Here is a 24928-nt window from a genome sequence, read left to right as displayed (position 1 = left end):
TCCCGCCGCGCCGAGCGTTTGCGATGGACTGTTCAGGGCCGGATCGGCGATATGGCAGGCAATAAATCATACGCGGGAGGGACGCGCTTGGCACGGGACGTGATCCTGGCGACCGATGGCTTGACGATGGAATTCAAGGGATTCCGGGCCGTCAACGGCGTCAAGCTGGAAGTCGAGCGCGGGACGATCCACGCGTTGATCGGCCCGAACGGCGCCGGCAAGACCACCTGTTTCAACCTGCTGACGAAGTTCCTCATCCCCACCGCCGGCACCATCCGGTACAAGGACAAGGACATCACCGGGATGCGGGCCGCCGACGTGGCGCGGCTCGGGCTCGTGCGCTCCTTCCAGATCTCGGCGGTGTTCCCGCACCTGACGGTAACCGAGAACGTGCGGATCGCGCTGCAGCGACGGCGGCGGGGCGATTCCTTCGATTTCTGGCGGCCCGAGCGGGTGCTGCGGGCGCTCGACGGCGAGGCGCTGGCCCTGGTCGAGGCGGTGGGCCTGTCCGAGTTCGCGGATTCGCTGGCCGTCGAGCTGTCCTACGGCCGCAAGCGCGCGCTGGAGATCGCCACGACCCTGGCCCTCGATCCCGAGATGCTGCTGCTCGACGAGCCGATGGCCGGGATGGGCCACGAGGACGTGGAGCGGACGGCCCAGCTGATCCGCCGGGTCTCGAAGGACCGGACCATCCTGATGGTCGAGCACAATCTCTCGGTGGTCGCGTCGCTGTCGGACCGCATCACCGTCCTGGCCCGCGGCCAGGTCCTGGCCGAGGGCGATTACGCCACCGTCTCGAAGGATCCGCGCGTGGTCGAAGCGTATATCGGGGCGGGACATGCGTGAGGCCGCCGTGAAGACGCCCCTGCCGGCCGCGGCGACGGATGCCCTCCTGACCGTGCGCGGGCTGGAGGGCTGGTACGGCGAGAGCCACGTGCTCCACGGCATCGACATCGATGTCCGGGCCGGCGAAGTGATCACGCTGCTCGGCCGCAACGGCGCCGGCAAGACCACGACGCTGCGGGCGATCATCGGCATCCTCGGCCGGCGGGCCGGCTCAATCGTCTATGACGGCGTCGAGACCATCCGGATGGCCTCGCGCAACATCGCCCGCCTCGGCCTCGGCTACGTCCCGGAGGAGCGCGGCATCTTCGCGAGCCTGACGGTCCACGAGAACCTGATGCTGCCGCCTCGGGTGAAACCGGGCGGGATGTCGGTGGCCGAGATCCACACCCTGTTCCCGAACCTGAAGGAGCGTGCGGGCAGCCAGGGCACCAAGCTCTCGGGCGGCGAGCAGCAGATGCTCGCCATCGGCCGCATCCTGCGGACCGGCGCGAAGCTGATCCTGCTGGACGAGCCCACCGAAGGTCTCGCGCCGGTGATCGTCCAGCAGATCGGCCGGACGATCCAGCAATTGAAGTCTCAGGGCTACACCATCGTTCTGGTCGAGCAGAATTTCCGCTTCGCCCAGACGTTGGCCGACCGGCACTTCGTCATCGAGCAGGGCAGGGTGGTCGACATGATCCCCAATGCCGATCTTGACGCCAATATCGACAAGCTTCACGCCTATCTCGGCGTCTGAGGCGGACGACCAATACCCAATAAGCGCCGGAGAACGGCGTCGAACGCTCGGCAGGCGGGATCCGCTGCGCCGCTGGAGGATAGGAAGACCATGTTCGGACGTCTCATCGGGTCCGTCTCCCTCGCCGCCCTCGCCGGTGCCCTGATGATGGGCGGCGCGAGCGCGCAGACGAATGTGAAGATCGGCATCCTGGGCGATCGCTCGGGGGCCTATTCCGACATCAGCGGCGAGGGGTCGGTGGTCGCCGCCCGGCTGGCCGTCGAGGATTTCAAGCCGGCCGAGCACGGGCTGAAGGTCGAGATCGTCTCGGCCGACCACCAGAACAAGCCCGATGTCGGCGCGGCCATCGCCCGGCAATGGTACGATCGCGACAACGTCGACATGATCACCGACGGCGTCACCTCGTCGGTCGCCCTGGCGATCAGCCAGGTGACCAAGGAGAAGAACAAGGTCTTCATCGATACCGGCGCCGGCACCGCCGACCTCACCGGCCCGCAATGCACGCCGAACACGATCCACTGGGTCTACGACACGGTGGCGCTCGCCAACGGTACCGGCGGCGCCATGGTCAAGCGCGGCGGCAACACCTGGTTCTTCCTCACCGCCGACTACGTGTTCGGCCAGACCCTGCAGCGCGACACCAGCGCCGTGATCACCAAGAACGGCGGCAAGGTCATCGGCTCGGTCAAGACGCCGTTCCCGACCTCGGACTTCTCGTCGTTCCTGCTCCAGGCCCAGGGCTCCGGCGCCAAGGTGATCGGGCTCGCCAACGCCGGCACCGACACGATCAACGCGATCAAGCAGGCCGGCGAGTTCGGCATCACCGAGGGCGGCCAGGCGCTTGCCGGCCTCCTGGTGTTCTCCTCGGATGTCCACTCGCTCGGCACCAAGGTCGCGCAGGGCCTCGTCCTGACCGAGCCGTTCTACTGGGACCTGAACGACCAGACCCGGGCCTTCTCGGACCGCTTCGCCAAGCAGATGAAGGGCAATTCGAAGCCCACCGCCAACCACGCGGGCGTCTACTCGGACGTGCTCCACTACCTCAAGGCGATGGCCGAGCTGAAAACGGCCACCGACGGCGCCGCCGTCGTGGCCAAGATGAAGGCGATGCCGACCGACGATCCCCTGTTCGGCAAGGGCACGATCCGCGCGGACGGGCGCAAGATCCACGATATGTACCTGTTCGAGGTCAAGAAGCCGTCCGAGTCGAAGGGCGAGTGGGACCTGTACAACAAGCTCGAGACGATCCCGGGCGATCAGGTCTTCCGGCCGCTCAACGAGGGCAATTGCCCGCTGGTGAAGGGCTGACGGTGCGGGTCCGGCACGGAGGACGGCCATGACCATGATCTTCGGCGTGCCGACCCAGGCCCTGTTCGGGCAGCTGCTGCTCGGCCTGATCAACGGCTCGTTCTACGCGATCCTGTCGCTCGGGCTCGCGATCATCTTCGGGCTCCTGAACATCATCAACTTCGCCCACGGCGCGCTCTACATGATGGGCGCGTTCGTGGCCTGGATGCTGCTGACCTATGTCGGGCTCGGCTACTGGTGGGCGCTGGGCCTCGCGCCGCTGGTGGTGGGCGCCTTCGGCATCCTGCTGGAGCGGGTGCTGATCGCCCGGCTCTACAAGCTCGACCACCTCTACGGCCTGCTCCTGACCTTCGGCCTGGCGCTGATCATCCAGGGCCTGTTCCGCAACCAGTACGGCGTCTCGGGCCTGCCCTACGCGATCCCGGCCGAGCTGTCGGGCGGGCAGCGCCTGCCGTTCATGTTCCTGCCGAACTACCGGGCCTGGGTGGTGGTGGCCTCGCTCACCGTCTGCATCGCCACCTGGCTGGTCATCGAGAAGACCAAGCTCGGCGCCTATCTGCGGGCCGCCACCGAGAATCCGACGCTGGTCCAGGCCTTCGGGGTCAACGTGCCGCTGTTCCTGACCCTGACCTACGGGTTCGGCGTGGCGCTCGCGGGCTTCGCGGGCGTGCTCGCGGCGCCGATCTACTCGGTGAACCCCAACATGGGTGCCGACATCATTATCGTGGTCTTCGCCGTGGTGGTGATCGGCGGCATGGGCTCGATCATCGGCTCGGTGATCACCGGCTTCGCGCTCGGCCTGGTCGAGGGCCTGACCAAGGTGTTCTACCCGGAGGCGTCGGCGACCGTGATCTTCGTGATCATGGTGCTGGTGCTGCTCGTCAAACCCGCCGGCCTGTTCGGGCGCACGGCCTGATAGAGATCTGAGGCTCGATCCCCATGGCCGACACCGCCGCCATCGACGCTGCACCGATCGCCGCCGCGCTGCCGACGCGCCGCGACGACAAGGCGCTGCACCGGATGATCTTCGTCGGCATCGCGGTGCTGCTGATCGCGGCGCCGCTGGTGCTCTATCCCGTCTACCTGATGAAGGTGCTGTGCTTCGCGCTGTTCGCGCTCGCCTTCAACCTGCTGCTCGGCTACGGCGGCCTGCTCTCGTTCGGCCACGCCGCCTATTTCGGCATGGCGAGCTATCTCTGCGCCTACACGGCCAAGAGCCTCGGCTTCACCCCGGAACTGGCGATCCTGTCGGGCACCGCGACGGCGGCCTTGCTCGGGCTCGTCTTCGGCTCCCTGGCGATCCGGCGCCAGGGCATCTACTTCTCGATGATCACCCTGGCGCTCGCCCAGATGGCGTTCTTCTTCTCGCTGCAGGCCAAATTCACGGGCGGCGAGGACGGCATCCAGGCGGTGCCGCGCGGCAACCTGTTCGGGGTGTTCAGCCTGGCGGACGACCGGGCGATGTACGCCGTCGTCTGCGTGGTCTTCATGGCCGGGATGCTGCTGATCTACCGGATCATCCACTCGCCGTTCGGGCAGGTGCTGAAGGCGATTCGGGACAACGAGCCCCGGGCGATCTCGCTCGGATACCGGGCCAACCAGTACAAGCTCGCGGTCTTCGTCCTCTCGGCGACCCTGGCCGGGCTCGCCGGCTCGACCAAGGCGATCGTGTTCCAGCTCGCCTCGCTCACCGACGTCCACTGGTCGATGTCGGGCGAGGTGGTGCTGATGACGCTGGTCGGCGGCATGGGCACGGTGTTCGGGCCGATCGTCGGCGCGCTGGTGATCGTCACCATGGAGACGTACCTGGCGCAGTTCGGCGCGTGGGTGACGATCATCCAGGGCTGCGTCTTCGTGCTCTGCGTGCTGCTGTTCCGGGAAGGCATCGTCGGGCTGATCGCCCGGATCATCCGCAAGCCGCTGTGACGGGCGGCCGCAGGCAGCCGGCGCCGGCGCGTTGACGGATCGTTAACCACGGCGGCTCAACCTGCAGTTCCCAGGCTGACAGGTTTGAAGATGACGAAGACCCAGCCGCTGAGCATCGACGATCCCGCGGCGGATTGCCCGATCCCGGTCGAGACCGTCGGCCAATTGATCAAGGCCGACGCCGACGCGGCGACATACATCCTGGACGGCATCCCGGAGGCGACACGGGCGCGTCTTGCGGTCTGGTTATACGGCCGCAGCCACACCCACGAAATCGGCGTGCGCGTCGCGGCGACCTGCGACGGCGCCACGCTGCGCCGCACCGCCGGCCTCGTCGGCACCGCCCTCTACGACGCGTCCCGCCGGCCCTACAAGGCGCCGAGCCACGGCGCCCGGCCCGCCGGCAGCCGCATCTCGCTGGGCGGTTCGAGCCGCCGGGCCTGAGCGCCGCGGCTTCGCGACACGGTCCCTGTCATCCGGTACGCTAGGAGCGCCGCCGTCCGCCGGCTATCGTGCGCCCCAATGTCCGCCCCTCAACCCGTCATCCGCCGCCTGGACCCGATCCTCGTCGACCGCATCGCCGCGGGCGAAGTGGTGGAGCGCCCGGCCTCGGCCGTGAAGGAGCTGGTCGAGAACGCGATCGATGCCGGGGCCCGCACGATCGACGTGGTGGTGGAGAATGGCGGCCGCCGGTTGATCCGGGTCGTCGACGACGGCCGCGGTATGAGCCCGGAGGATCTGGCGCTGTGCGTCGAGCGCCACGCCACCTCGAAGCTCCCGGGCGGCGACCTCTCGGCCATCGAAACGCTCGGATTCCGCGGCGAGGCTTTGCCCTCGATCGGCGCCGTGTCGCGGCTCGCCATCACCACTCGCCCCGAGGGGGCCGAGGCCGGGGCGAGCCTGACCGTCGAGGCCGGGCTGAAGGGCGCGGTCCGGCCGGCCCCGGCCCAGCGCGGCACCCGGATCGAGGTGACCGAGCTGTTCGCGGCGACGCCGGCCCGGCTGAAATTCCTCAAATCCGACCGGGCCGAGAATTCGGCTATCGCCGAGACCCTGCGGCGGCTCGCGGTGGCCCAGCCCGGGATCCGCTTCACCCTGCGGGCCGATGCGGGCCAGCCGCTGTTGCTGCCGGCGGAGACCGGCCCTGAGGGCGAGCTGCGCCGGCTGACCGCGGTGCTCGGCCCCGATTTCGCCGCCAACGCGCTCCCAGTCTCCCTCGCCCGGGAGGGTTTCTCCGTGACCGGCCATGTTGGCCTGCCGACCTATCACCGCGGCGCCGCCGGCTACATCCACCTCGTGGTCAACGGCCGGCCGGTGCGCGACCGGCTGCTGCTCGGCGCGGTGCGCGGCGCCTATGCCGACACCCTCGCCTCCGACCGCCATCCGGTGCTCGGGCTCGCCATCGCGTGCGATCCCGACCTCGTCGACGTCAACGTCCACCCGGCCAAGACCGAGGTGCGCTTCCGCGAGCCCGGCCTGGTGCGGGCGCTGGTGGTCAGCGCGATCCACGACGCCCTGCGCCGGGGCGGCGCCCGCTCGGCCACCACGGGGGCCAGCCGGACCCTCGACGCCCTGCGCCCCGCCGGCCCGGCGCTGGCCACCCATACCGGCGCGGCCGCGCCGAGCCTGTTCCGCTCCGCGCGGCCGAGCTTCTTCCCGGCCGGCACCCCCTCCGTGGCGGCGCCGTCGGGCTACCGCCGGACCGAGAGCTGGCGCCCGGCGCCCGAGCCGGCCGAGGCCGCCCCGGTCTTCGGGGAGCCGGAGGGCTTCGGCGAGGCGGCGCAGGCCCCGTTCGAAGGGCCGGCGGATCTCGCGGCGCCGCCCCAGGCGGATGTCCGCCTGGCGCCCGAGGCGGCGGAGGCTGTCGACCATCCGCTCGGCGCGGCGCGCGCGCAGATCCACGAGACCTATATCCTGGCCCAGACCCGGGACGGCCTCGTCATCGTCGACCAGCACGCCGCCCATGAGCGCCTCGTCTACGAGCGCATGAAGGCGGAGCGGGCGCGCGGCGGCATAGCCCGCCAAGGCCTGCTGATCCCGGACGTGGTCGAGATGAGCCCCGACGCCGCCGAGCGTCTGGTCGCCGCCGCCCCGGATCTCGACCGGCTCGGGCTGTCGATCGAGGCGTTCGGGACCGGCGCCGTGCTGGTGCGCGAGGTGCCGGCCGCCCTGATCGGCGCCTCGATCCGCGATCTCGTCACCGACATCCTCGACGCGCTGGAGGCGAGCGGCGACGAGGAGGGCGGCGCCCCCGCCACCGAGGGCGGCCCCCTCGGACGGCGCCTCGACGCGGTGCTCTCGCGCATGAGCTGCCACGGCTCGGTCCGCGCCGGGCGGCGCCTGCGTCCGGAGGAGATGAACGCGCTGCTCCGCGAGATGGAGGCGACGCCCAATTCCGGCCAGTGCAACCACGGCCGTCCGACCTCGATCGAGTTGAAGCTCTCCGACATCGAGCGGCTGTTCGGCCGCCGGTAATTTTCTGCGCCCAGGCACCCATCGGAGCCCGCGACCATGGATTTCACCATCTCTAGCCGCGTCGAGGATTACCGCGCGCGGATCGCGGCCTTCGTGGATGCGCAGATCCTGCCGGTGGAGGCGGACCGGTCGGCCTACGACGCGCACGGGAATATCGGCCTGGCCGAGCTGGCCCGGCTGCGCGCGCTGGCCAAGGCGGAGGGGCTGTGGTGCCTGCAGCTCAAGCCCGAGACCGGAGGGGCCGGTCTCGACAAGGTCGGCATGGCGGTCTGCTACGAGGCGATGAACCGCTCGATCTTCGGGCCGGTGGTGTTCAACTCCGCCGCCCCCGACGACGGCAACATGATGGTGCTGGAGAAGGTCGCCACCCCGGCCCAGAAGGAGCGGTGGCTGGCGCCGATCGTGCGCGGCGAGGTCCGCTCGGCCTTCGCCATGACCGAGCCGCATCCCGGCGGCGGCTCGGATCCCGGCATGATCCAGACCCGGGCCGAGCGGCGGGGCGACACCTACGTGGTCACCGGCCGCAAATGGTACATCACCGGGGCCGAGGAGGCCGCCCACTTCATCCTGATGGCGCGCACCTCCGACGATGTCCGCAAGGGCCTGACCGCCTTCCTGTTCCAAAAGGACCAGCCCGGCTGGGAAATCCTGCGCCGGATCCCGATCATGGGTCCGGAGGAGCATGGCGGCCATTGCGAATTGCTGTTCGACGGGCTGGAGATCCCCGCCGAGAACGTCCTGATGAACGAGGGCGACGGCCTGAAGCTGACCCAGATCCGCCTCGGCCCGGCCCGGCTGACCCATTGCATGCGCTGGCTCGGCCTGTCGAAGCGCTGCGTCGAGATCGCCCGGGCCTACGCGGCCGAGCGGCACGGCTTCGGGATCCGCCTCGCCGACCGGGAAAGCATCCAGCTCATGCTGGGCGACTTGGCCATGCGGATCGAGATCGGCCGGCTGCTGGTGATGAAGGCGGCCTGGGCGCTCGACCAGGGGAGCTTTGCCCGCAAGGAGGTCTCGATGGCGAAGGTTCACGTCGCCAACCTGGTGCACGCGGCGGCCGACATCGCCATTCAGATCAACGGCGCCCGCGGCTACTCTACCGACACGCCGCTGGAATGGATCTACCGCTACGCCCGCCAGGCGCGGCTGGTGGACGGGGCCGACGAGGTCCACAAGATGGTGCTCAACCGCAATCTCGAGGCCGAGGGCGATTCGTTTTGGACTTGGGGGGTCGAGGGGTGATGGGTGTTGTTCCGCCTTAAAAAGCGAACATCCAACCCAACCCCCTCATCCTGAGGTGCGTCCACGCAGCGGACGCCTCGAAGGAGGCCTCCCGGAATCGGGCGGCTGGCTGGAAGTCTCCTTCGAGGCTCAGCGATCTTCGATCGCCGGGCACCTCAGGATGAGGGCGTGGGTGGGATCATCGATTCTGTACGCCGCCCGTAATGAAGAACGAAAGCCGGCTCTGCGAAAGCATGGATCGGTGACCGTCCAAGGTGAGGAAAGGTCCGAAAAAGATGATCGATGTCGTGATCACCGGTGCGGTGCGCACCGCGATCGGCACCTTCGGGGGCTCGCTCGCCGCGATCCCGCCGGCCGAGCTGGCGGCCCGATGCGTGGCGGAGGCGCTCAAGCGCGCCAGGACCGCGCCCGAGGCGGTCGGCCATGTGGTTCTGGGCAACGTCATCCCGACGGAGCCGCGGGACGCCTATATCGCCCGGGTCGCGGCCATTGAGGGCGGGGTGCCGAAGGAAGTGCCGGCGCTGACGGTCAACCGCCTGTGCGGCAGCGGCCTGCAGGCGATCGTTTCGGCCGCCCAGGCGATCATGCTGGGCGATGCGGAGGTTGCGGTCGCCGGCGGTGCGGAAAGCATGAGCCGCTCGCCGCACCTGCTGAAGACCGGCCGCTTCGGACAGCGCATGGGTGACGCCGCCCTGGTCGACTACATGGTCGGCGTGCTCAACGATCCGTTCGGCCACGGCCATATGGGCGTCACCGCCGAGAACGTCGCCGAGCGCTACGGTATCTCCCGCACCATGCAGGACGATTTCGCCGCCGAGAGCCAGGCCAGGGCCGCGCGCGCGATCCGCGTGGGCCGGTTCCGCGATCAGATTCTGCCGGTCGAGGTCCAGCGCAAGCGCGAGACCGTGGCGTTCGACACCGACGAGCACCCGAAGGCCACTAGCGCCGAGGATCTCGCCAAGCTCCGCCCGGCCTTCTCCAAGACCGGCAGCGTCACCGCCGGCAACGCGTCCGGCCTCAACGACGGCGCCGCGATCGTGGTGCTCGCGAGCGCGGCCGCGGCCGAGCGGGATGGGTCGAGGCCGCTCGCGCGGATCGTCGGCTACGCCCATGCCGGCGTCGATCCCTCCGAGATGGGCATGGGTCCGGTGCCGGCGGTGCAACGCCTGCTGGAACGCACCGGCCTGCGCGCCGCCGATTTCGACGTGATCGAATCGAACGAGGCCTTCGCGGCCCAGGCCTGCGCGGTCTCCCGCGCCCTCGACCTCGACCCCGACAAGGTCAACGTGAATGGCGGTGCCATCGCGCTCGGCCATCCGCTGGGTGCTACGGGAGCTATCGTCACCGTGAAGGCGCTCTACGAGCTGGCCCGGGTGAACGGCCGCTACGGGCTCGTGACGATGTGCATCGGCGGCGGCCAAGGCATCGCCATGGCGATCGAGCGGCTGCACTGAGATGGCGGGCCTGTTCGATCTCACCAGCCGGCACGTTCTGGTCACCGGCGCGTCGAGCGGCCTCGGCCGCCACTTCGCCGTCACGCTAGCCAAAGCCGGTGCCCGGCTGTCGCTCGGCGCCCGCCGCGCCGACGCGCTGGCCGAGACCGTCGCCCGGGTCGAAGGGGAGGGCGGCGAGGCGCACGCCATCGTCCTGGACGTGACCGAGGCCGCGAGCGTCGAGCAGGCCCTCGACGCCGCCGAGGCGCGGTTCGGGCCCGTGTCGGTGCTCATCAACAATGCCGGCGTCACCGCAACGAAACCGGCCCTCGACCTCGACGAGGCCGCATGGGATTTCGTGCTCGACACGAATCTGAAGGGTGTCTGGCTGGTGGCGCAGGCGACCGGGCGGCGCATGGTCCGGCACGGGGCCGGCGGCAGCATCGTCAACATCGCGTCGATCCTGGGCCTGCGGGTCACCGGCGGCTTGGCGCCCTACGCCGCGTCGAAGGCCGGCGTCGTGCAGCTCACCAAGAGCCTGGCGCTCGAATGGGCGCGCCACGGGATCCGGGTGAATGCGCTCGCGCCCGGCTACATCGCCACCGAGTTGAACGATGCCTTCTTCGAATCGGAGCCCGGCAAGGCCCTGATCAAGCGCGTGCCGCAGCGCCGTCTGGGCGAGGCGTCCGAGCTCGACGGGCCGCTCCTGCTACTGGCGTCGGATGCCGGGTCGTACATGACCGGCAGCGTCGTCGCGGTCGACGGCGGCCACCTCGTGTCGGGTCTTTAGCCGATGGAACAGGCGCGGCTGCGTGACTGGATCGCCGAGCATCTCGGCTGTCCGGATCTCGCCATCGAGGAAATTCGGCCGCTGGGGGGCGGCTCGATTCAAGAGAACCGGCTGGTTCAGTGCCGGATCGGCGATACGGAACGGGCCTTCGTGCTCCGGATGGACGCCGCCGCGACCATCGCGTCGAGCCGTTCGCGGGCGGAGGAGTTCCGCATCCTGGAGGCGGTCTGGCGGGCCGGCGTGCGCGTGCCGGAACCGGTCGGGTTCTGCGACGATCCCGCCGTGGTCGGCGCGCCCTTCGCGCTGATGGGCCTGGTCGAGGGTGTGGGTCTCGGGCCGCGCATCGTCAAGGATCTCTCCCTCGGCGGCGACCGGGAGGTTCTGGCCGAGACGCTCGGCCGGGAACTCGCCCGGATCCACGGTGCCCTCGACCCGCGGGAGCCGCCCGCTGCGCTCGCCTTCCTGGGGGCGCCCGAGGCGCAGCCGGCGCGCGCCGAGATTGCGCGCCTGCGCGCCAGCCTCGACGGGATCGGCGCCAAGCGCCCGGCGATCGAGTGGGGACTGCGCTGGGGCGAGGTCCGGGCGCCGGATTGTCCGTCGCCGTCCCTGGTGCATCGGGATTTCCGCACCGGCAACTACATGGTCGACGGATCCGGGCTCACCGCGATCCTCGATTGGGAGTTTGCCGGCTGGGGCGATCCCGCGCAGGATCTCGGCTGGTTCTGCGCCGCCTGCTGGCGCTTCGGGCGGCCGGATCTCGAGGCCGGCGGCATCGGCTCCCGGGCGGCGTTCTACCGGGGCTACACGCAGGAGAGCGGGCGCGCGATCGACCCCGAGAGCGTCGCCTATTGGGAGGTGCTGGCGCATCTGCGCTGGGCGGTGATCGCCCTGGAACAGGGCGCCCGCCACGTGTCGGGCCGGGAATTCTCCCTGGAGCTGGCCCTCACCGGCCGGATGGTGCCGGAGCTGGAACGCACGATCCTGCGGGCGACCGCCCCGGAAAGCTGGAGCTGAGCATGCAGGACGAACCCTCCGGCGCCGCGCTCCTCGACGCGGCCCGCCGGGCGCTCACCGAGGAGGTCGTCCCGGGCCTCGCCGGCCGGCCGCGCTACGTCGCCCTGATGGTCGCCAACGCGATCGGCATCGCCGCCCGCGAGCTCGCTCAGGCGGATCGGCTGAAGGACGCCGGCGCGCGGGTCCTGGGCAGCGCAAGCGATGACGCGCTGGACGATCTGGTCCGGGCGATCCGGGCCGGCGCGCGCGATGCCGACCCGGAGCTGCACGCCGCCCTCAGCGCCGCCGCGGACGCCGCCGCCGACATCTGGAAGCCGTCGAGAGCGGGCGCCTGACGTCTCAAAGCGCCCGGGCCTGCTCGCGCAGGACGAATTTCTGGATCTTGCCGGTCGAGGTCTTCGGCAGGGGACCGAACACCACCGTCCTGGGCACCTTGAACCGCGCCATCCGCTCCCGGCAGAACGCGATCAGCTCCTGATCGCTGGGGGACGCCGCGCCGGGCTTCATCTCGAGGAACGCGCAGGGGCTCTCGCCCCAGGTCGCGTCAGGGCGCGCCACCACGGCCGCCAGCATCACCGCGGGGTGGCGCATCAGCACCTCCTCGACCTCCAGGCTGGAGATGTTCTCCCCGCCCGAGATGATGATGTCCTTGGCCCGGTCCTTGATCTCGACGGCGCCGTCGGGGTGCCAGACGGCGAGGTCGCCGGTGCGGTACCAGCCGCCGGCGAGCGCCTTCGCGGTGGCGTCGGGGTTGCCGAGATAGCCCTTCATGACCGTGTTGCCGCGCAGGCAGATTTCCCCGACGGTCAGCCCGTCCTGCGGCACCGGACGGTCGGTGTCTGGGTCGACCACGATGGCGGCTTCGAGGGTGGCGAGGGGGACGCCCTGGCGGGCCATCCGGGCGTAGCGGTCGTCGTCCGGAAGGTCGGCCCAGTCGGGCTGTTCCAGGCAGACGGTCGCCGGGCCGTAGCTCTCGGTGGCGCCGTAGAGATGCGTCACCTGGAAGCCGAGCTCCTCCATCGTGCGGATGATCGTCGAGGACGGAGCCGCGCCACCGACCGCGCAGCGCACCCGTTGCGGAAACGGCACGCGATCCGAGGCTGGGGCGTGGGCGATGATCGAAAGCACGATCGGCGCGCCGCAGAGATGCGTCACCCCATGCTCGGCGATCAGCGAAAAAATTGCCGCCGGCTCGACCTTGCGCAGGCAGATCTGCGTCGCACAGGCGGCGACGCTCGCCCAGGGATAGGACCAGCCGCTGCAATGAAACATCGGCAGGGTCCAGAGATACACGCTCTCGCCCGTGAGCCCGAAGGTGACGGCGTTGCCGAGCGCCTGGAGATAGGCGCCGCGATGGCTGTAGACCGCACCCTTCGGGTCGCCGGTGGTGCCCGAGGTGTAGAGCAGGCAGAGCGACTGCCACTCGTCCGCCGGGCCGGGCCAGGCATAGTCCGGGTCGCCCTCGGCGAGCACGGTCTCGTAGGGAATTGCGCCGGCGATGCCGCTGGCGCCGATCTCCACCACCAGGATCGGCCCGGCTCGGTCGGCGAGCGCCCGGGCGGCGAGAGCCCCGTACTCGGCCTCGACGATCAGCACCCGGGCGCCGCCATGGTCCAGGGAGAACGCGATCGTCGCCGGATCGAGGCGGGTGTTCAGCGGGTTCAGCACGGCGCCGAGCATCGGCACGGCGAAATGCGCCTCGATCATCTCCGCCACGTTCGGCGCGAGGATCGCCACCGTGTCGAGCCGCCCGATCCCCCGCGTAGCCAGCCCCGAGGCGAGGCGGCGGCAGCGGCGATACAGGTCGGCGTAGGTCAGGCGCCGCGCTCCGTCGATGACCGCAATTCGGGCCCCGACCGAGGCGGCCGCCCGGGCGAGCAGGCTGGCGGGGGTTAGCGGGACGTCATTCGCGGGGGTCCGGTCGAGGCCGGTCTCGAACGGATGACGGGCGGATTCCTGGGCGCCCGCGCGGGGCGGATCTGTCTCCGTCATCTCTCGGCCTTCTGATCGGGCGTCTGGCGTGGCGTGCGCGTGACCAAGAGATGACGTCGCGCCCCGCCGGACTGTCAATCGCCGCGTTGGTTACAGGCGGGGCCTGTCATCATCCCCTTGCACGGATGCGGAAACCTGTCGGGCCGATCGGTTGTTCTGTCAGGCCGCGGCGGTTGACGAGGCCGCCGCCCTGGCGGATGCCGGGGTGCTGCCCGTCGCGGCGGCGGCACGGTCGAAACGCGGGAGAGGCTTGTGAAGGACGACAACCTGCCGATGGTCTCGCCGCAGGCCGGGCGCGATCTCGCCGAAGGCAGCCTCGCCCGGGTCCGCGAGGCCTACGAGCACTTCGCGGAGGCCGGCGAGATGGCGCTCAACGCCTTCGAGACCTCGATGGCGCAGAGCTTCGAAGGTTGGCGCTCGGTCATGGGCTCGAGCCGGGAGACGGCGCACCAGCTCTCCGACAGCAACGTCGCGGGCGCCCGGAGGATGCGCGAGCAATGGGACGCCGCCGGCGCGCGGCTCTACAACGCCTTCGAGGACAATGCCGGGCACACGATGGCCGCCATGCGGGAGATCGGGCACCGCATGCTGGTCGCCTCGGACAGCAATGTCCGCGCCTCCCTCGACTTCGCCGAGCGGCTGGCCAAGGCGGCCGATGCCCGCGAGATGGCGGCGCTGCACGTCACGTTCATGCAGGAGCAGTCGCGTCGCCTGACCGACCAGATGGTCGACCTGCACCAGACCACCAGCCGCCTCGCCCGCGAGGCCGCGTCGCGCACGGAAACCCCGTGACCGCGCTGGCTGCCGAGCGCGTGGCGGCACCCGAATCCATGCCGCGGCTCGACGACCTCAGCCGCGCCGACGTGCCGTTCCGGACCGGCCATTTCGCGGCCTACGCGCCCCACGACTTCCACCGCATCGCCTATGTCGAATGGGGCGACCCGGACAGCCCGCACGTGGTCGTCTGCGTCCACGGTCTCAGCCGGCAGGGCCGGGATTTCGACCCGCTCGGCTACAAGCTGGCGAAGATGGGCTACCGGGTCGTGTGCCCGGACCTGCCCGGGCGAGGCTTGAGCGGCTGGCTCAAGGATCCGGAACTCTACGGCCTGCCGCAATACGCCGCCGACATGGCCGCGCTGATCGGGCATCTGCGGATCAGCGGGAAGATCGACTGGGTCGGCACGTCGCTCGGCGGCCTCACCGGCATGGTGCTGGCGGCCGCGGCCAACACCCCGATCCGCCGGATGGTCATCAACGATATCGGGCCGTTCCTGCCCTGGGCGCCGATCCGCCATATCGGCACGCGGCTGCGCGACGCGCCACGCCTCCACCACAACCTAGCGTCTGGCGAATCGCGCCTGCGGACCGTGCTGTCGGATTTCGGCCCGCTCACGGACGAACAGTGGCGCCACATCGCCAGGCACAGCTTCTTCCCGGAGCCCAACGGCGGCTGGCGGCCCCATTACGATCCCGGCATCGGCGACGCCTTCCGGCCAGGGCGGGTCTACAGCGTCAGCATGTGGCGCGAATGGGACGCGATCACCTGCCCGGTCCTGCTGCTGCGGGGCGAGCATTCGGAACTGCTCCTCGCCTCCACGGCGGACGAGATGACCCGCCGCGGGCCGCCCACCGAGCGCGTCGAGATCCCGGATTGCGGGCACGCACCGGCTCTGCTCGACGCGGATCAACTTCGCATCGTCACCGATTGGCTCGGTCCCGCCGCCTGAGCGGAGGGCCTGGCACAGATCGAAGTCCGGTCGATGGGGCGTGCGCCAGTTTAGACAAAAGCGAATCACTTGGGCCGCAGGCAATCGCGCGCAGTCGATCACTCCCGGAAAGTCCCGACCGGCCTAGTCGTTTTCCTCAAAATTGGTCGGTCGCCGATCTGTGTGTCGATCGCCTTGGCACGATTGCGAAACCGAGGTGGCTATGTTCGCTCTGCATGGTGGCACAAGCGTGACCATTCGTTGCGCACTCGGCTGCACTATGGCACTAACATGCGTCACGTTTGGACCTTAGCCGCGTGATGTTGCACCTTTGGGTTGTGAACGGCGGCCAAGGTCTGACGACCACGATTGCCGCAACCTGAAGAAGTTCGGACTTTTCATCATGTCCAACCCCACCCCCAAGCCGAAGCAGACCACGGCCATCGATCACGGGGTCGGCAGCCGGATCGCGTTCCTCCGGGCGGCCAACGGGCTGAGCCAGTCCGCCCTGGCCAGTGCATTGGGCGTCAGCTTCCAGCAGGTTCAGAAATACGAGACCGGCAAGAACCGCGTCGGGGCCGGGCGCCTCCAGGCGATCGCCGAGCGCCTCGGCGTTCCGGTGTCGAGTTTCTTCGAGCCCGAGCCGGAAGCGTCGAGCGAGAACGGCCCGGCCCTGCTCCGGGTCGCCGGGGCCGTGGAACTGCTGCGGGCCTACAATCAGATCGGCGACGACCAGATGCGCCGCGATGTCATCGCGCTGGTGAAGTCCGCGGCCCGGATCGGCCATGCCACCGCCACCGCGGACGGCGCGGCGCAGAAGGCTTCGACCAACGGCGCCGCGCCGTCAGCCTGAACTCGGCGGCCGCCGCCGGTTGACCGGCACCACTCCCCGCCACACGTCGTCTCGCGATCCTGATTCGAGAGGCGACGGCGATGGCGGCTCTGCACCTGACGAACCTCTACGCCGATCTCGATCTTGGAGCCTCCGAGGAGGTCGTCACCATCCTGCACGCGGCACCCGGCTTGCGGGTCGAGCGCATCGTCTCGACCGGGCAGGCGAGCCCCCCGGGTTTCCATTACGATCAGCCCCATGCCGAATGGGTGGCGGTGCTGGCAGGGTCTGCCGAGTTGCGCTTCGCCGATGAGTCCGTGCCGCGCACGCTGTCGGCGGGCGATAGCGTGCTGATCGAGCCCCATCGTCGGCACCGGGTCGAGCACACCGATTCGCCGACGATCTGGCTGGCGATCCATTTCGGCCCTGAGGTCGAGGCGGAGCCTCAACCCTGACGCGCTGTCAGGCGGAGAAGCGCGCCATGGCAACCGCTGTGTCGCCGTAGACCCGACGCTCCAGCACGGTGAAACCCTCGGGCCATGTGAGCTGGACGCCCTCGGCCTCTTCCACGACGGCGAGGGCACCCGGCGCGAGCCAAGCCCCGGCGGCGGCGCTCGCCAGCGCCTGGGGCGCCAATCCGCGATTGTACGGTGGATCGCAGAAGACGAGCGAGAACGGCGCCGTGGTGCCGACCGGCCCGAGGCGGGTCGCGTCGCGCCGGAACAGCCGGGTCACGCCTTCCGCGCCGAAGGCCTCGATGTTCGAGCGAATCACGGCGCGCGCCTCGGCGCCCTCATCGACCAGGAGCGCGTAGGAAGCGCCGCGGGACAGCGCCTCGAAACCCAGCGCGCCGGTGCCCGCGAACAGGTCGAGCACCCGCGCGCCCACGACCACGTCGTCGTAGGCATGGGTCAGGACGTTGAACAGGGATTCACGCAACCGGTCCGAGGTCGGGCGGATCGCATCGGTGCGCGGCGTCGCCAGCTTGCGGCCGCGCCACGCACCGCCGACGATCCTCATCGGCCTCCGCGCGGCGGACGCCCGCCGCCAGCGCCACCCGGTCTCGCGCCGCCGGGCTTGCCACCGCCCTTGAAGCCGCCCGGACGTCCGCCGGGCTTGGCGCCCGGGCCCTTTCCGGCAAAGCCGCCGGGCGCCTTGCCGCCGAAGCCGCCGCCGCTCTTGCCGGCGAAACCGCCGGGCTTGCCGCCCGGGCGCGATCCACCGCCGGGCTTCGCGCCGCCGAAAGCGGGCTTGCCCCCGGGGCCGGACCGCTCGCTCCGGAAGCCTCCGCCACCGCGCGGGGCGCCCTCGGCCGATGCCCCGGCGAACGGGCGATCCCGGCGTCCGGCCGGCTTCGCGTCGCGGCGATCGTCGCGCCGTGCGTCGTCGCGCGGACCGGACGCGCTCCGCGCCGAGTCGCGCGGTCCCGAACGGTCCCCGTAGCTCGGCCGCCCGCCCGGACCGCGATCGCTCCGCGGCGACGGTCCGCCTCTATCCCAACCGCCACGTTCCGGACGGCCCGCCGCGCTGCGCTGTCCGCCCTCGGGGGCGCCGCGATCGGCGTAACGCCGACGCGGCTTCTCCTCTTGGACCGGCTCGACCGGGCTCGGAGCGAGGCGCTCGACGACGACCCGGCGGTCGCCCTTCTGGAACGACCCGACCCGCTCATGGCCGCGCTCGGCTGCGGCCGCCTGCGACGCGCGGGGATCGGCGCCCCGGCGCGGGACACGGGCGGCCCGCGGCTTACCTGTCTCCTCCTCGGCCCGCCAGGCGGATTTGCGCGGGCCGGAGCCGACCCCGCCGGTCGAGACCCGGGGTGCCGGCGCGGGGCGCGCGGCGTTGCGGGTGCCGGCGGGCGCCGGGGCGCGCTCGGCCTTCTTCGGGCTGCCGAAGGCGCCGATCGGCTCGCGGACCGGGCTCTCGAAATCCACTCCGGCCTGCTCCGCGAGCGCCTTGCCGAGCTGGTCCTTGAGGACGCGCATGCGCACTTCCTCGACGAGGCCGACTTCCAGATCGCCCAGCTGGAACGGACCGAAGGAGAGCCGGATCAGCCGGTTCACCGACAGGCCCAGATGTTCGAGGATCCGCTTGACCTCGCGGTTCTTGCCCTCGCGCAGCCCGAGCGTCAGCCAGAGATTGTCGCCCTGGACGCGGTCCAGCGTCGCCTCGACCGGGCCGTACTCCATCCCGTCGATGGTCACGCCCTTGGCGAGCTTGTCGAGCTGCGCCTGATCGGTGTCGCCATGGGCGCGGACGCGGTAGCGGCGCAGCCAGCCCGTGTCGGGATGGGCGATCACTTTCGCGAGACCGCCATCGTTGGTCAGCAGCAGCAGGCCCTCGGTGTTGATGTCGAGCCGGCCGACCGCCACCACCCGGGGCAAATCCTCCGGCAGGACCTCGAAGACCGTCTGGCGGCCTTCCGGATCGCGCGCGGTGGTGACGAGGCCGCGCGGCTTGTGAAAGATCCACAGGCGGCTGCGCTCGCGCGCCGGCATGCGCTCGCCGTCGATGAGGATCGTGTCGTCGTCGGTGACGTTGCGTGCGGGCGAGGTCAGCGTCTCGCCGTTAACGCTGACGCGCCCGGCCAGGATCATCGCCTCGGCGTCGCGCCGCGACGCGATGCCGGCCCGGGCCATGGCCTTGGCGATGCGCTCGCCGGGCGGTGTGGCCGCTTCGCCGTCGGCCTCCGCAGGCTCAGGCATGGGCTCGGCCGGCACGGAGGGCCGGGGCGGTTTCGGCTCGCTCGCGGACGGGTGGCCCTTCGGCGGCGTCGCGGATTCGCTGCCCGCATCGGTCGCGGGCGTCCAGCGTTCGGTTCGCGTGGTCTCGGCGTCCGGCTGGGCGGAAGCCCCCGGACCGTCATCTTTCGGCAAGTCACTCATGCGCCGGCCTTACCAGAGCCGGCCCGGACAGGCGAGACGGGTTAAGCGGCGGCAAAGGAATATGCCCCGCCCGAACGCGAAAGGGCGGCCCAGATGGACCGCCCCGGTTCACGCGCCTTTCGGCGCGGCGCTTCAGAAGCGCGTCCTTCAGAGTCTCGGAGACCGCCCGCGCATCACGCCGAACACGGCGGAGATCAGGAACAGGGCGATCGCCACGAAGAACACGATCTTGGCCGCCTCGACGGCCGTGCCGGCGATGCCGCCGAAACCCAGGAGCGCCGCCACGAGAGCGACGACGAGAAACGTGATAGCCCAACCGATCATGGCATCCTCACGAAGTTCAGCCGGTTCAGGATCGAAACCCGCCGGCGGCGGATTCCGATCCCGTCGGGTCAGCGAATTCAGATCTTGTCGGTCGCCGACTTCACGGCGCTCTTGGCATCCCCGACGGTGCCCTGGGCCTTGCCCTTGAGCTCCTGGGCGGCGCCCTCGGTCTTCAGCTTGTCGTTGTTGGTCACGTCACCCAGACCCTGCTTGGCCTTGCCGAGGGCCTCGTTGGCCGCGCCCTTGATCTTGTCGGTGGTGCTGCTCATGGCGTTTCCTTCCGTCCAATCATCTCGCGGCGGCGCCGCAATCGATATGGCAACATCGGTGCTGAGAGGAATGTTCCAGGCATTAACATTGACCTGGATCAGTGTCCGGCGCCGGTCGGTGCCTGTCCCGGCGATGGGGTGATAAACACAGTGGCGGCCGAACCGATCCACCGAGCGGAGCACGAATCCGCGGGCGCCGAAGGGGCGTTCGACCGGGCTTTTGCCGCCGCGCGGGCGGCGGCCGCGGCCGGCGAGGTGCCGGTCGGCGCCGTCGTGGTCCGCGACGGTCGGGTGCTCGCGGTCGCCCATAACCGGCCGCGGGCGCTCCACGACCCGACCGCGCATGCGGAGATCCTGGCGATCCGCGCCGCCTGCGCGGCCCTCGGCGACGAGCGCCTGACCGGCTGCGATCTCTACGTCACCCTGGAGCCCTGCCCGATGTGCGCCGGCGCGATCTCCTTCGCCCGGATCCGGCGGCTCTATTACGGCGCGGCCGACCCCAAGGGCGGCGGGGTTGAGCACGGGCCGCGGGTGTTCAACCAGCCGACCTGCCACCACGCGCCGGAGGTCTATGGCGGCTTCCGCGAGACCGAGGCGGCCGAACTCCTGCGCGCCTTCTTCGCGGAACGCCGCGCCTGAGGGCTTGAAGACGCGGGCCGTCGCGGCATCCTCAGAGGATCGAACGGAGCGTCCGCCCATGACACCGACCTATTCGCGCGCCCTGATCGTTGGGGCGGGCTCCGGCCTCAGCGCCTCGCTCGCCCGGCTCCTGGCGGCGGACGGGCTGAAGGTCGGGCTCGCGGCCCGCAACGTCGAGAAGCTGTCGGCCCTCGCGGCCGAGACCGGCGCGGCCATCCATGCCTGCGATGCGAGCGACCCGAGCGACGTCGAGGCCCTGTTCGCGCGCCTGGAGCCGGCGCTCGGCGGCGCGCCCGACGTGGTCGTCTACAACGCGAGCGGCCGGCTGCGCGGGCCGTTGGTCGATCTCGATCCGGCGGCGGTAGCCCAATCCCTGATGGTCTCGGCCTATGGCGGCTTCCTGGTGGCGCAGGCCGCCGCGCGCCGGATGCTGCCGCACCGGCACGGGGCGATCCTGCTCACCGGCGCCTCGGCGAGCGTGAAGGGCTTTGCCGGCTCGGCGCCCTTCGCCATGGGGAAATTCGCGCTGCGGGGCCTCGGCCAGAGCCTTGCCCGCGAATTGCAGCCGCAGGGCATCCACGTCGCCCACGTGGTGATCGACGGCGCCATCCGGAATCCGGCCCGGGGCGGCGAGCCGCCGGACGCCCCGGACAGCCATCTCGACCCGGACGCGATCGCCCGCGCCTACCGCGACCTGCTGCGCCAGGACCGCAGCGCCTGGACCTCGGAGCTGGAGTTGCGCCCCTGGATCGAGCGCTTCTGACCCGGTCAGGGATTGACCCGCAGGCCGACCAGGAAGGTGTTGTCGCGGAAGCTCGAGCCCACCGACGTGCTGTCGATCTGCTGGTAGATGTAGGTCCCCCGCAAGGTCAGCCACCGGGTGAAGCGGTAATCGAGCCGCGCGGTGGCGGAGAAGCCGTTCTCCCGGATGGTGCTGCCCTGGTAATCGTTCTTCAGGAACGAGCCGCCGAACACGATCGACAGGTTGCGCAGCAGATCGTGCTGGAGCTCGACGGTGGCGACCTCGGTGAGGATGCCGCTCGAGCCGAGGATCGTGGTCTCGGTCACGCCCGTCGCCGCGGTGAACCGGACGGTGGTGAGCGGGCTCAGCGACCAGACCAGCGCGGCGTTGACCAGCGGCGCGTCGATGTCCCGCAAGGAGGGATCGACGTAGGAGCGGTGCTGGATGCCGGCCGAGATCTCGCCGGTGATCGAGCGGGCGAGGCCGAAGCTCGCCCCGACCATGAGGGCGATGCCGTCGGAATCGCGGCGGATGCCGTTGGTGTCCCGGCGCAGGTCGTAGATTCGGGTATCGCCCAGCAGGTCCACGAAGGGGCTCAGGTCCGGACTGACCTCGTAGGCGGTGCGCAGCTGCAGGCTGTACTGGTTCAGGTTGCGATCGGCCTGGTTGATGGTCTGGCCGCCCGCGAGCTGAGCGTTGTCGAATTGCGAGCGGTCGACCGAGCCGCGCAGGGTCACGGAGAGCCGGTTGAACGTCTCCGTGGCGCCGAGCGACGCGCCGTAGACGGCGAGGAGCGGCCGGCTCGTCGCCGCGGCGGCCTGAAGGTTGGGGCTCGACGTGCGCTGCGTGTCGACGAGGAAGCGGCCCTCCGCGTCGACGTGCAGGTCGCGGTTGACGTCGATGCGCAGCCGGACGGTGCCGTCCGCGGCCGGCCGGCTGGCGGCCTCGTTCTGCGGCGTCTCCAGGTATGAGCCGCGCAGCGCGCCCTGGAGCGAGCTGGAGGACCAGTCGCTGCGGAAATCCACCGCGGCCTCGGTGCGCAGGGCCACCGATCCCCGGGCCGCCTGCCGGTTGGTCTGGTCCGGGTTCGAATCGTAGCCGATGCTCTGCGCGAAGGTCGGCAGCACCGTGAAGGTGCCGATCCGGTAGCCGATCGGCGCGTAGGCCGGATCGGTCGGGATCGGTCGAGCAAGATCCGTCCCGAGGATGAATCCCGGCGTCAGCAGACCCAGGGCCGGGGTGATCGCGAAGAGCGGCAGGACGGGGCGCGACGCCAGGACCGGCTGCACCGGCACGCCGACCACGGCCTGCTGGATCACCGGGGTCAGGCGCAGCGCCGGCGCCGGCACCTGCGTGACCTCCTGGGTGACCCTGCGCGTCGGGGAACCGATGCGCCGGGGCGGGGCGGCCCGGGAGCGCAGCAGGCTCGACGGCGTGCGGTTGCTCGGCGCCGTGGTCGTTCCGCCGGTGCGCTGGCCGCTGCTGGTTATGCGGGTCCCGAGCTGCGAGAGGCCCGGCTGGCTCTGCGTGGGGATCGCCGGCGAGAGCGGGGACCGCAGGCTGTCGCCCCCGGTCTGCTCGCCGCCCGTCGCCTCTCCGCCGGAGGAACCCCGGCCGTCATCCCGGGACAAGCCGTCGGGGACGCGCCGGCGGAGGGCCGGAAGACCGTTCGCCCCGGTATCCTGGCCGATCCCGGGATTATCCGGCTGGCCAGTGACCGGGCTGGTCGCGTCGAAGCGCTGGCCGAGGGCGGGCGATGCGGCGAGCGCGAGCGTCAGGGCCGCGAGGGCGAGCCTGATCTCCTGCCGTCCCCGCCGATCGGCGCCCGCCATCCGCACCTGATCTTGGCCTCCACCTACGCATCGCGGCCCATGAGGCCGGATCTACAGATCACGCCGGCGCCTCCGAGGTCGTCGGTATGGTTAACGTAAGCTAGCGCCCGCATGGTTAATGCGCCGTCAACGCCGAACCAGCGCGGCACGTCCAGCCGACGGCCAATCGCTCTTAAATTTCGTTTGCGTGCAAAAGTAGCGATTGAGCTTTTCTCACAAATCCGGTAGCGTCTGGCAGAATTCGATACGATCCTTACGGGATTGAGCGAACCGGATAGTTGCTACGTCAGAGGTTCAACGTGAGCGATAGCGCTGAAGCTGAGCAGGCCGAACACATTGAGCTGGCGGTCGATATCATCGCGGCCTATGTGTCGAACAATTCGGTGCCGCCCTCGGAACTTCCGGGCCTGATCGGCGGCATTCACGCAGCCCTGAACAGCCTTTCGGCTTCGGGGACGGGGTCTTCGACCGTCGTGGAAAAGATGAGCCCGGCGCAAATCCGGAAGTCTATCACGCACGACCACATCGTCAGTTTCGAAGACGGCAAGCCCTACAAGACCCTGCGGCGTCACCTGACGTTGCGCGGTCTGAGCCCCGAGGCCTACCGCGAGAAATGGGGCCTGCCGCGGGACTACCCGATGACGGCGGCGAGCTATTCGGCGCAGCGCTCCGAGCTGGCCCGCGCCCTCGGCCTCGGCCAGCAGCGTCGCAAGTCCCGCGGTGCGGCAGCGACCCCCGTGGAGGAAGCCCCCGCCGCCGCCCCCGCGCCGAAGACGCGGGGCCGCAAGAAGGCGCCAGTGGAGTAGAAGCCCGCGCCGGTCGCGGCGGATCCGTTTGACAGGACCCGCCCGGAAGCGTGACACGGCGGACGGAGCGCTCAACCTAAGAGCGTCATCTGCCGCAGCGATACACGCCGATCATGGTCTCGAAGCGCTACCCGACGTCGATCGAGGTCGCCCGCCTCGCCGGGGTCTCGCAATCGGCGGTGTCCCGCACCTTCACGCCGGGGGCGAGCGTTTCGGCCCGGACGCGCGAGAAGGTTCTGGCCGCGGCGGAGACCCTCGGATTCCAGCCGAGCCTGATCCCCAAAATCATGCTGACCGACCGGTCCGGCCTCGTGGCCCTGGTGGTCGGCGGCCTGGAGAATGCGTTCTACGCGCGGGTCGTCCAGAGCCTCGCGGCATGCCTGCGGGAAGCCGGCAACCAGATCGTGCTGGTTCCGGTCGACAGCGATTACACCCTCGACGCCGTCGCGGCCCGCCTCGCCCAGTACCGGGTCGACGCGATCGTCAGCGCCCTGGCGGTCCTCTCCCAGGACGCCGCCGAGACGCTCTCGGCCTCACGGATCCCGGTCGTCTCGTTCAACACTCCGGTGACGGCCGCGCGGGTCGGCTCGGTCGGCTCCGACAACGCCCTCGGGGGGCGGCAGGCCGCCCGCCTCCTGCACGCCCGCGACGTGCGCCATCCCGCCTTCGTGGCCGGTCCCGCCATCAGCCCCGCCAGCACCGAGCGGCTGACCGGCTTCCGCGAGGCCCTGCGCGAAGCCGGCCGGCCCGAGCCGCGCGTTGCCGGATCGGCCTATACCTACGAGGGCGGCGCCGAGGCGGCGACGCAGCTCTGCGCCGAAGGTCCGGTCGACGGCATCTTCTGCGCCAACGATCTCTGCGCGCTCGGCACGATCGACGCCCTGCGGCGCGCGGGTCGGCGCGTGCCCGAGGATGTCCGGGTGATCGGCTACGACGACATCCCAGCGGCGGGATGGGGCGGCTATGACCTGACCAGCTTTGACCAGGACGTCCCGGCCTTGGTCGAGGCCACCCTGGCGATGCTTGACCGGATGTCCGGGACGGATGCGGCCGCGGGCGAGCGGGTCCTGATCCCGCCGCGCTTGACCGAGCGGGGCAGCACCCGGGCCTGAGCAATCCGAACAGCTCCGCGAG

General features: G+C 70.4%; 26 protein-coding genes. 20 read left to right on the top strand and 6 right to left on the bottom strand.

Going from position 1 to position 24928, the window contains the following annotated elements; all coding sequences use genetic code 11:
- Positions 1-87: 87 nt before the first annotated feature.
- The 12 genes from BMZ47_RS06790 (at position 88) to BMZ47_RS06735 (ending at position 12105) form a co-directional block, all read left to right on the top strand.
- Entirely contained in the window at positions 88-846 is a 759-nt protein-coding gene (locus BMZ47_RS06790; protein ID WP_007558854.1) for an ABC transporter ATP-binding protein, read from the top strand.
- Complete coding sequence (locus tag BMZ47_RS06785; protein ID WP_091860008.1) at positions 839-1582, top strand: ABC transporter ATP-binding protein; 744 nt, start codon at positions 839-841, stop codon at positions 1580-1582. Before BMZ47_RS06790 ends, BMZ47_RS06785 begins: the two co-directional genes overlap by 8 nt.
- A gap of 90 nt (positions 1583-1672) precedes the next feature.
- Positions 1673-2890, top strand: a complete 1218-nt coding sequence (locus BMZ47_RS06780) for an ABC transporter substrate-binding protein (protein WP_091860005.1) — start codon at positions 1673-1675, stop codon at positions 2888-2890.
- A gap of 28 nt (positions 2891-2918) precedes the next feature.
- The gene (locus BMZ47_RS06775) at positions 2919-3806 is read left to right on the top strand and encodes a branched-chain amino acid ABC transporter permease (RefSeq protein ID WP_007558850.1); all 888 of its coding nucleotides are present in this window, start codon (positions 2919-2921) and stop codon (positions 3804-3806) included.
- Positions 3807-3829: 23 nt separating this feature from the next.
- Entirely contained in the window at positions 3830-4816 is a 987-nt protein-coding gene (locus BMZ47_RS06770; protein ID WP_007558849.1) for a branched-chain amino acid ABC transporter permease, read from the top strand.
- Positions 4817-4906: 90 nt separating this feature from the next.
- Entirely contained in the window at positions 4907-5260 is a 354-nt protein-coding gene (locus BMZ47_RS06765) for a hypothetical protein (RefSeq protein WP_091860543.1), read from the top strand.
- A gap of 78 nt (positions 5261-5338) precedes the next feature.
- Positions 5339-7291: a DNA mismatch repair endonuclease MutL gene (mutL, locus tag BMZ47_RS06760; RefSeq protein ID WP_091860002.1), complete on the top strand. Its 1953-nt coding sequence runs from the start codon at positions 5339-5341 to the stop codon at positions 7289-7291.
- Between the two features lie 36 nt (positions 7292-7327).
- Positions 7328-8533: an acyl-CoA dehydrogenase family protein gene (locus tag BMZ47_RS06755; RefSeq protein WP_091859999.1), complete on the top strand. Its 1206-nt coding sequence runs from the start codon at positions 7328-7330 to the stop codon at positions 8531-8533.
- A gap of 275 nt (positions 8534-8808) precedes the next feature.
- A complete protein-coding gene (locus BMZ47_RS06750; protein WP_091859997.1) occupies positions 8809-9987 on the top strand; it encodes an acetyl-CoA C-acyltransferase family protein in 1179 nt (392 codons plus the stop codon).
- Between the two features lies 1 nt (position 9988).
- Positions 9989-10756, top strand: a complete 768-nt coding sequence (locus tag BMZ47_RS06745; protein ID WP_091859995.1) for an SDR family NAD(P)-dependent oxidoreductase — start codon at positions 9989-9991, stop codon at positions 10754-10756.
- Between the two features lie 3 nt (positions 10757-10759).
- Positions 10760-11770 carry a phosphotransferase family protein gene (locus BMZ47_RS06740; RefSeq protein WP_091859992.1) on the top strand — a complete coding sequence of 337 codons (1011 nt, stop codon included), beginning with the start codon at positions 10760-10762 and terminating at the stop codon, positions 11768-11770.
- Positions 11771-11772: 2 nt separating this feature from the next.
- Positions 11773-12105 (top strand): DUF6285 domain-containing protein, encoded by a 333-nt coding sequence (locus BMZ47_RS06735; protein WP_091859990.1) that lies wholly within the window; start codon positions 11773-11775, stop codon positions 12103-12105.
- Between the two features lie 4 nt (positions 12106-12109).
- On the opposite strand, the gene BMZ47_RS06730 is transcribed toward BMZ47_RS06735, so the two are convergent.
- Positions 12110-13762 carry an AMP-binding protein gene (locus BMZ47_RS06730; RefSeq protein ID WP_091859988.1) on the bottom strand — a complete coding sequence of 551 codons (1653 nt, stop codon included), beginning with the start codon at positions 13760-13762 and terminating at the stop codon, positions 12110-12112.
- A 252-nt stretch (positions 13763-14014) separates the two neighbouring features.
- Here BMZ47_RS06730 and BMZ47_RS06725 point away from each other — a divergent pair, with 252 nt between their 5' ends.
- From BMZ47_RS06725 to BMZ47_RS06710, 4 genes are all read left to right on the top strand, one after another.
- On the top strand, positions 14015-14554 hold the full coding sequence (locus BMZ47_RS06725) for a phasin family protein (RefSeq protein ID WP_091859987.1): 540 nt from the start codon (positions 14015-14017) through the stop codon (positions 14552-14554).
- Positions 14551-15489: an alpha/beta fold hydrolase gene (locus BMZ47_RS06720; RefSeq protein ID WP_244536747.1), complete on the top strand. Its 939-nt coding sequence runs from the start codon at positions 14551-14553 to the stop codon at positions 15487-15489. The genes BMZ47_RS06725 and BMZ47_RS06720 overlap by 4 nt, the downstream gene beginning before the upstream one ends.
- A gap of 382 nt (positions 15490-15871) precedes the next feature.
- Entirely contained in the window at positions 15872-16321 is a 450-nt protein-coding gene (locus BMZ47_RS06715) for a helix-turn-helix domain-containing protein (protein ID WP_091859985.1), read from the top strand.
- An 80-nt stretch (positions 16322-16401) separates the two neighbouring features.
- A complete protein-coding gene (locus tag BMZ47_RS06710) occupies positions 16402-16755 on the top strand; it encodes a cupin domain-containing protein (RefSeq protein WP_091859984.1) in 354 nt (117 codons plus the stop codon).
- 7 nt (positions 16756-16762) lie between these two features.
- On the opposite strand, the gene rsmD is transcribed toward BMZ47_RS06710, so the two are convergent.
- The 4 genes from rsmD to BMZ47_RS06690 form a co-directional block, all read right to left on the bottom strand.
- On the bottom strand, positions 16763-17320 hold the full coding sequence (rsmD, locus tag BMZ47_RS06705) for a 16S rRNA (guanine(966)-N(2))-methyltransferase RsmD (RefSeq protein WP_091859983.1): 558 nt from the start codon (positions 17318-17320) through the stop codon (positions 16763-16765).
- Positions 17317-19182, bottom strand: coding sequence for a pseudouridine synthase (locus tag BMZ47_RS06700; RefSeq protein WP_208601018.1), 1866 nt, complete (start codon positions 19180-19182; stop codon positions 17317-17319). Before BMZ47_RS06700 ends, rsmD begins: the two co-directional genes overlap by 4 nt.
- A gap of 147 nt (positions 19183-19329) precedes the next feature.
- Positions 19330-19506: a DUF1328 domain-containing protein gene (locus BMZ47_RS06695; RefSeq protein ID WP_007558816.1), complete on the bottom strand. Its 177-nt coding sequence runs from the start codon at positions 19504-19506 to the stop codon at positions 19330-19332.
- A 77-nt stretch (positions 19507-19583) separates the two neighbouring features.
- Positions 19584-19775 carry a CsbD family protein gene (locus tag BMZ47_RS06690; protein ID WP_007558814.1) on the bottom strand — a complete coding sequence of 64 codons (192 nt, stop codon included), beginning with the start codon at positions 19773-19775 and terminating at the stop codon, positions 19584-19586.
- Positions 19776-19925: 150 nt separating this feature from the next.
- On the opposite strand from BMZ47_RS06690, the gene BMZ47_RS06685 reads away from it, so the two are divergent.
- Both BMZ47_RS06685 and BMZ47_RS06680 read left to right on the top strand, forming a co-directional pair.
- Positions 19926-20414 carry a nucleoside deaminase gene (locus BMZ47_RS06685; protein WP_230366934.1) on the top strand — a complete coding sequence of 163 codons (489 nt, stop codon included), beginning with the start codon at positions 19926-19928 and terminating at the stop codon, positions 20412-20414.
- A gap of 58 nt (positions 20415-20472) precedes the next feature.
- Positions 20473-21177: an SDR family oxidoreductase gene (locus BMZ47_RS06680; RefSeq protein WP_091859981.1), complete on the top strand. Its 705-nt coding sequence runs from the start codon at positions 20473-20475 to the stop codon at positions 21175-21177.
- A 5-nt stretch (positions 21178-21182) separates the two neighbouring features.
- Here the strand turns inward: BMZ47_RS06680 and BMZ47_RS06675 are convergent, their stop codons facing one another.
- On the bottom strand, positions 21183-22988 hold the full coding sequence (locus BMZ47_RS06675) for an outer membrane beta-barrel protein (protein WP_244536746.1): 1806 nt from the start codon (positions 22986-22988) through the stop codon (positions 21183-21185).
- A gap of 299 nt (positions 22989-23287) precedes the next feature.
- On the opposite strand from BMZ47_RS06675, the gene BMZ47_RS06670 reads away from it, so the two are divergent.
- Together BMZ47_RS06670 and BMZ47_RS06665 are read left to right on the top strand one after the other, a co-directional pair.
- Entirely contained in the window at positions 23288-23794 is a 507-nt protein-coding gene (locus BMZ47_RS06670) for a Ros/MucR family transcriptional regulator (RefSeq protein ID WP_091859979.1), read from the top strand.
- Positions 23795-23907: 113 nt separating this feature from the next.
- A complete protein-coding gene (locus BMZ47_RS06665) occupies positions 23908-24906 on the top strand; it encodes a LacI family DNA-binding transcriptional regulator (RefSeq protein WP_091859977.1) in 999 nt (332 codons plus the stop codon).
- Positions 24907-24928: the final 22 nt, after the last annotated feature.

Origin of the sequence: Methylobacterium brachiatum (assembly GCF_900113845.1) — a bacterium.
Lineage (GTDB): Bacteria > Pseudomonadota > Alphaproteobacteria > Rhizobiales > Beijerinckiaceae > Methylobacterium > Methylobacterium brachiatum.
The sequence above is the reverse complement of the archived record's forward strand: the minus strand, read 5'-3'. Positions and strand labels throughout refer to the sequence as shown.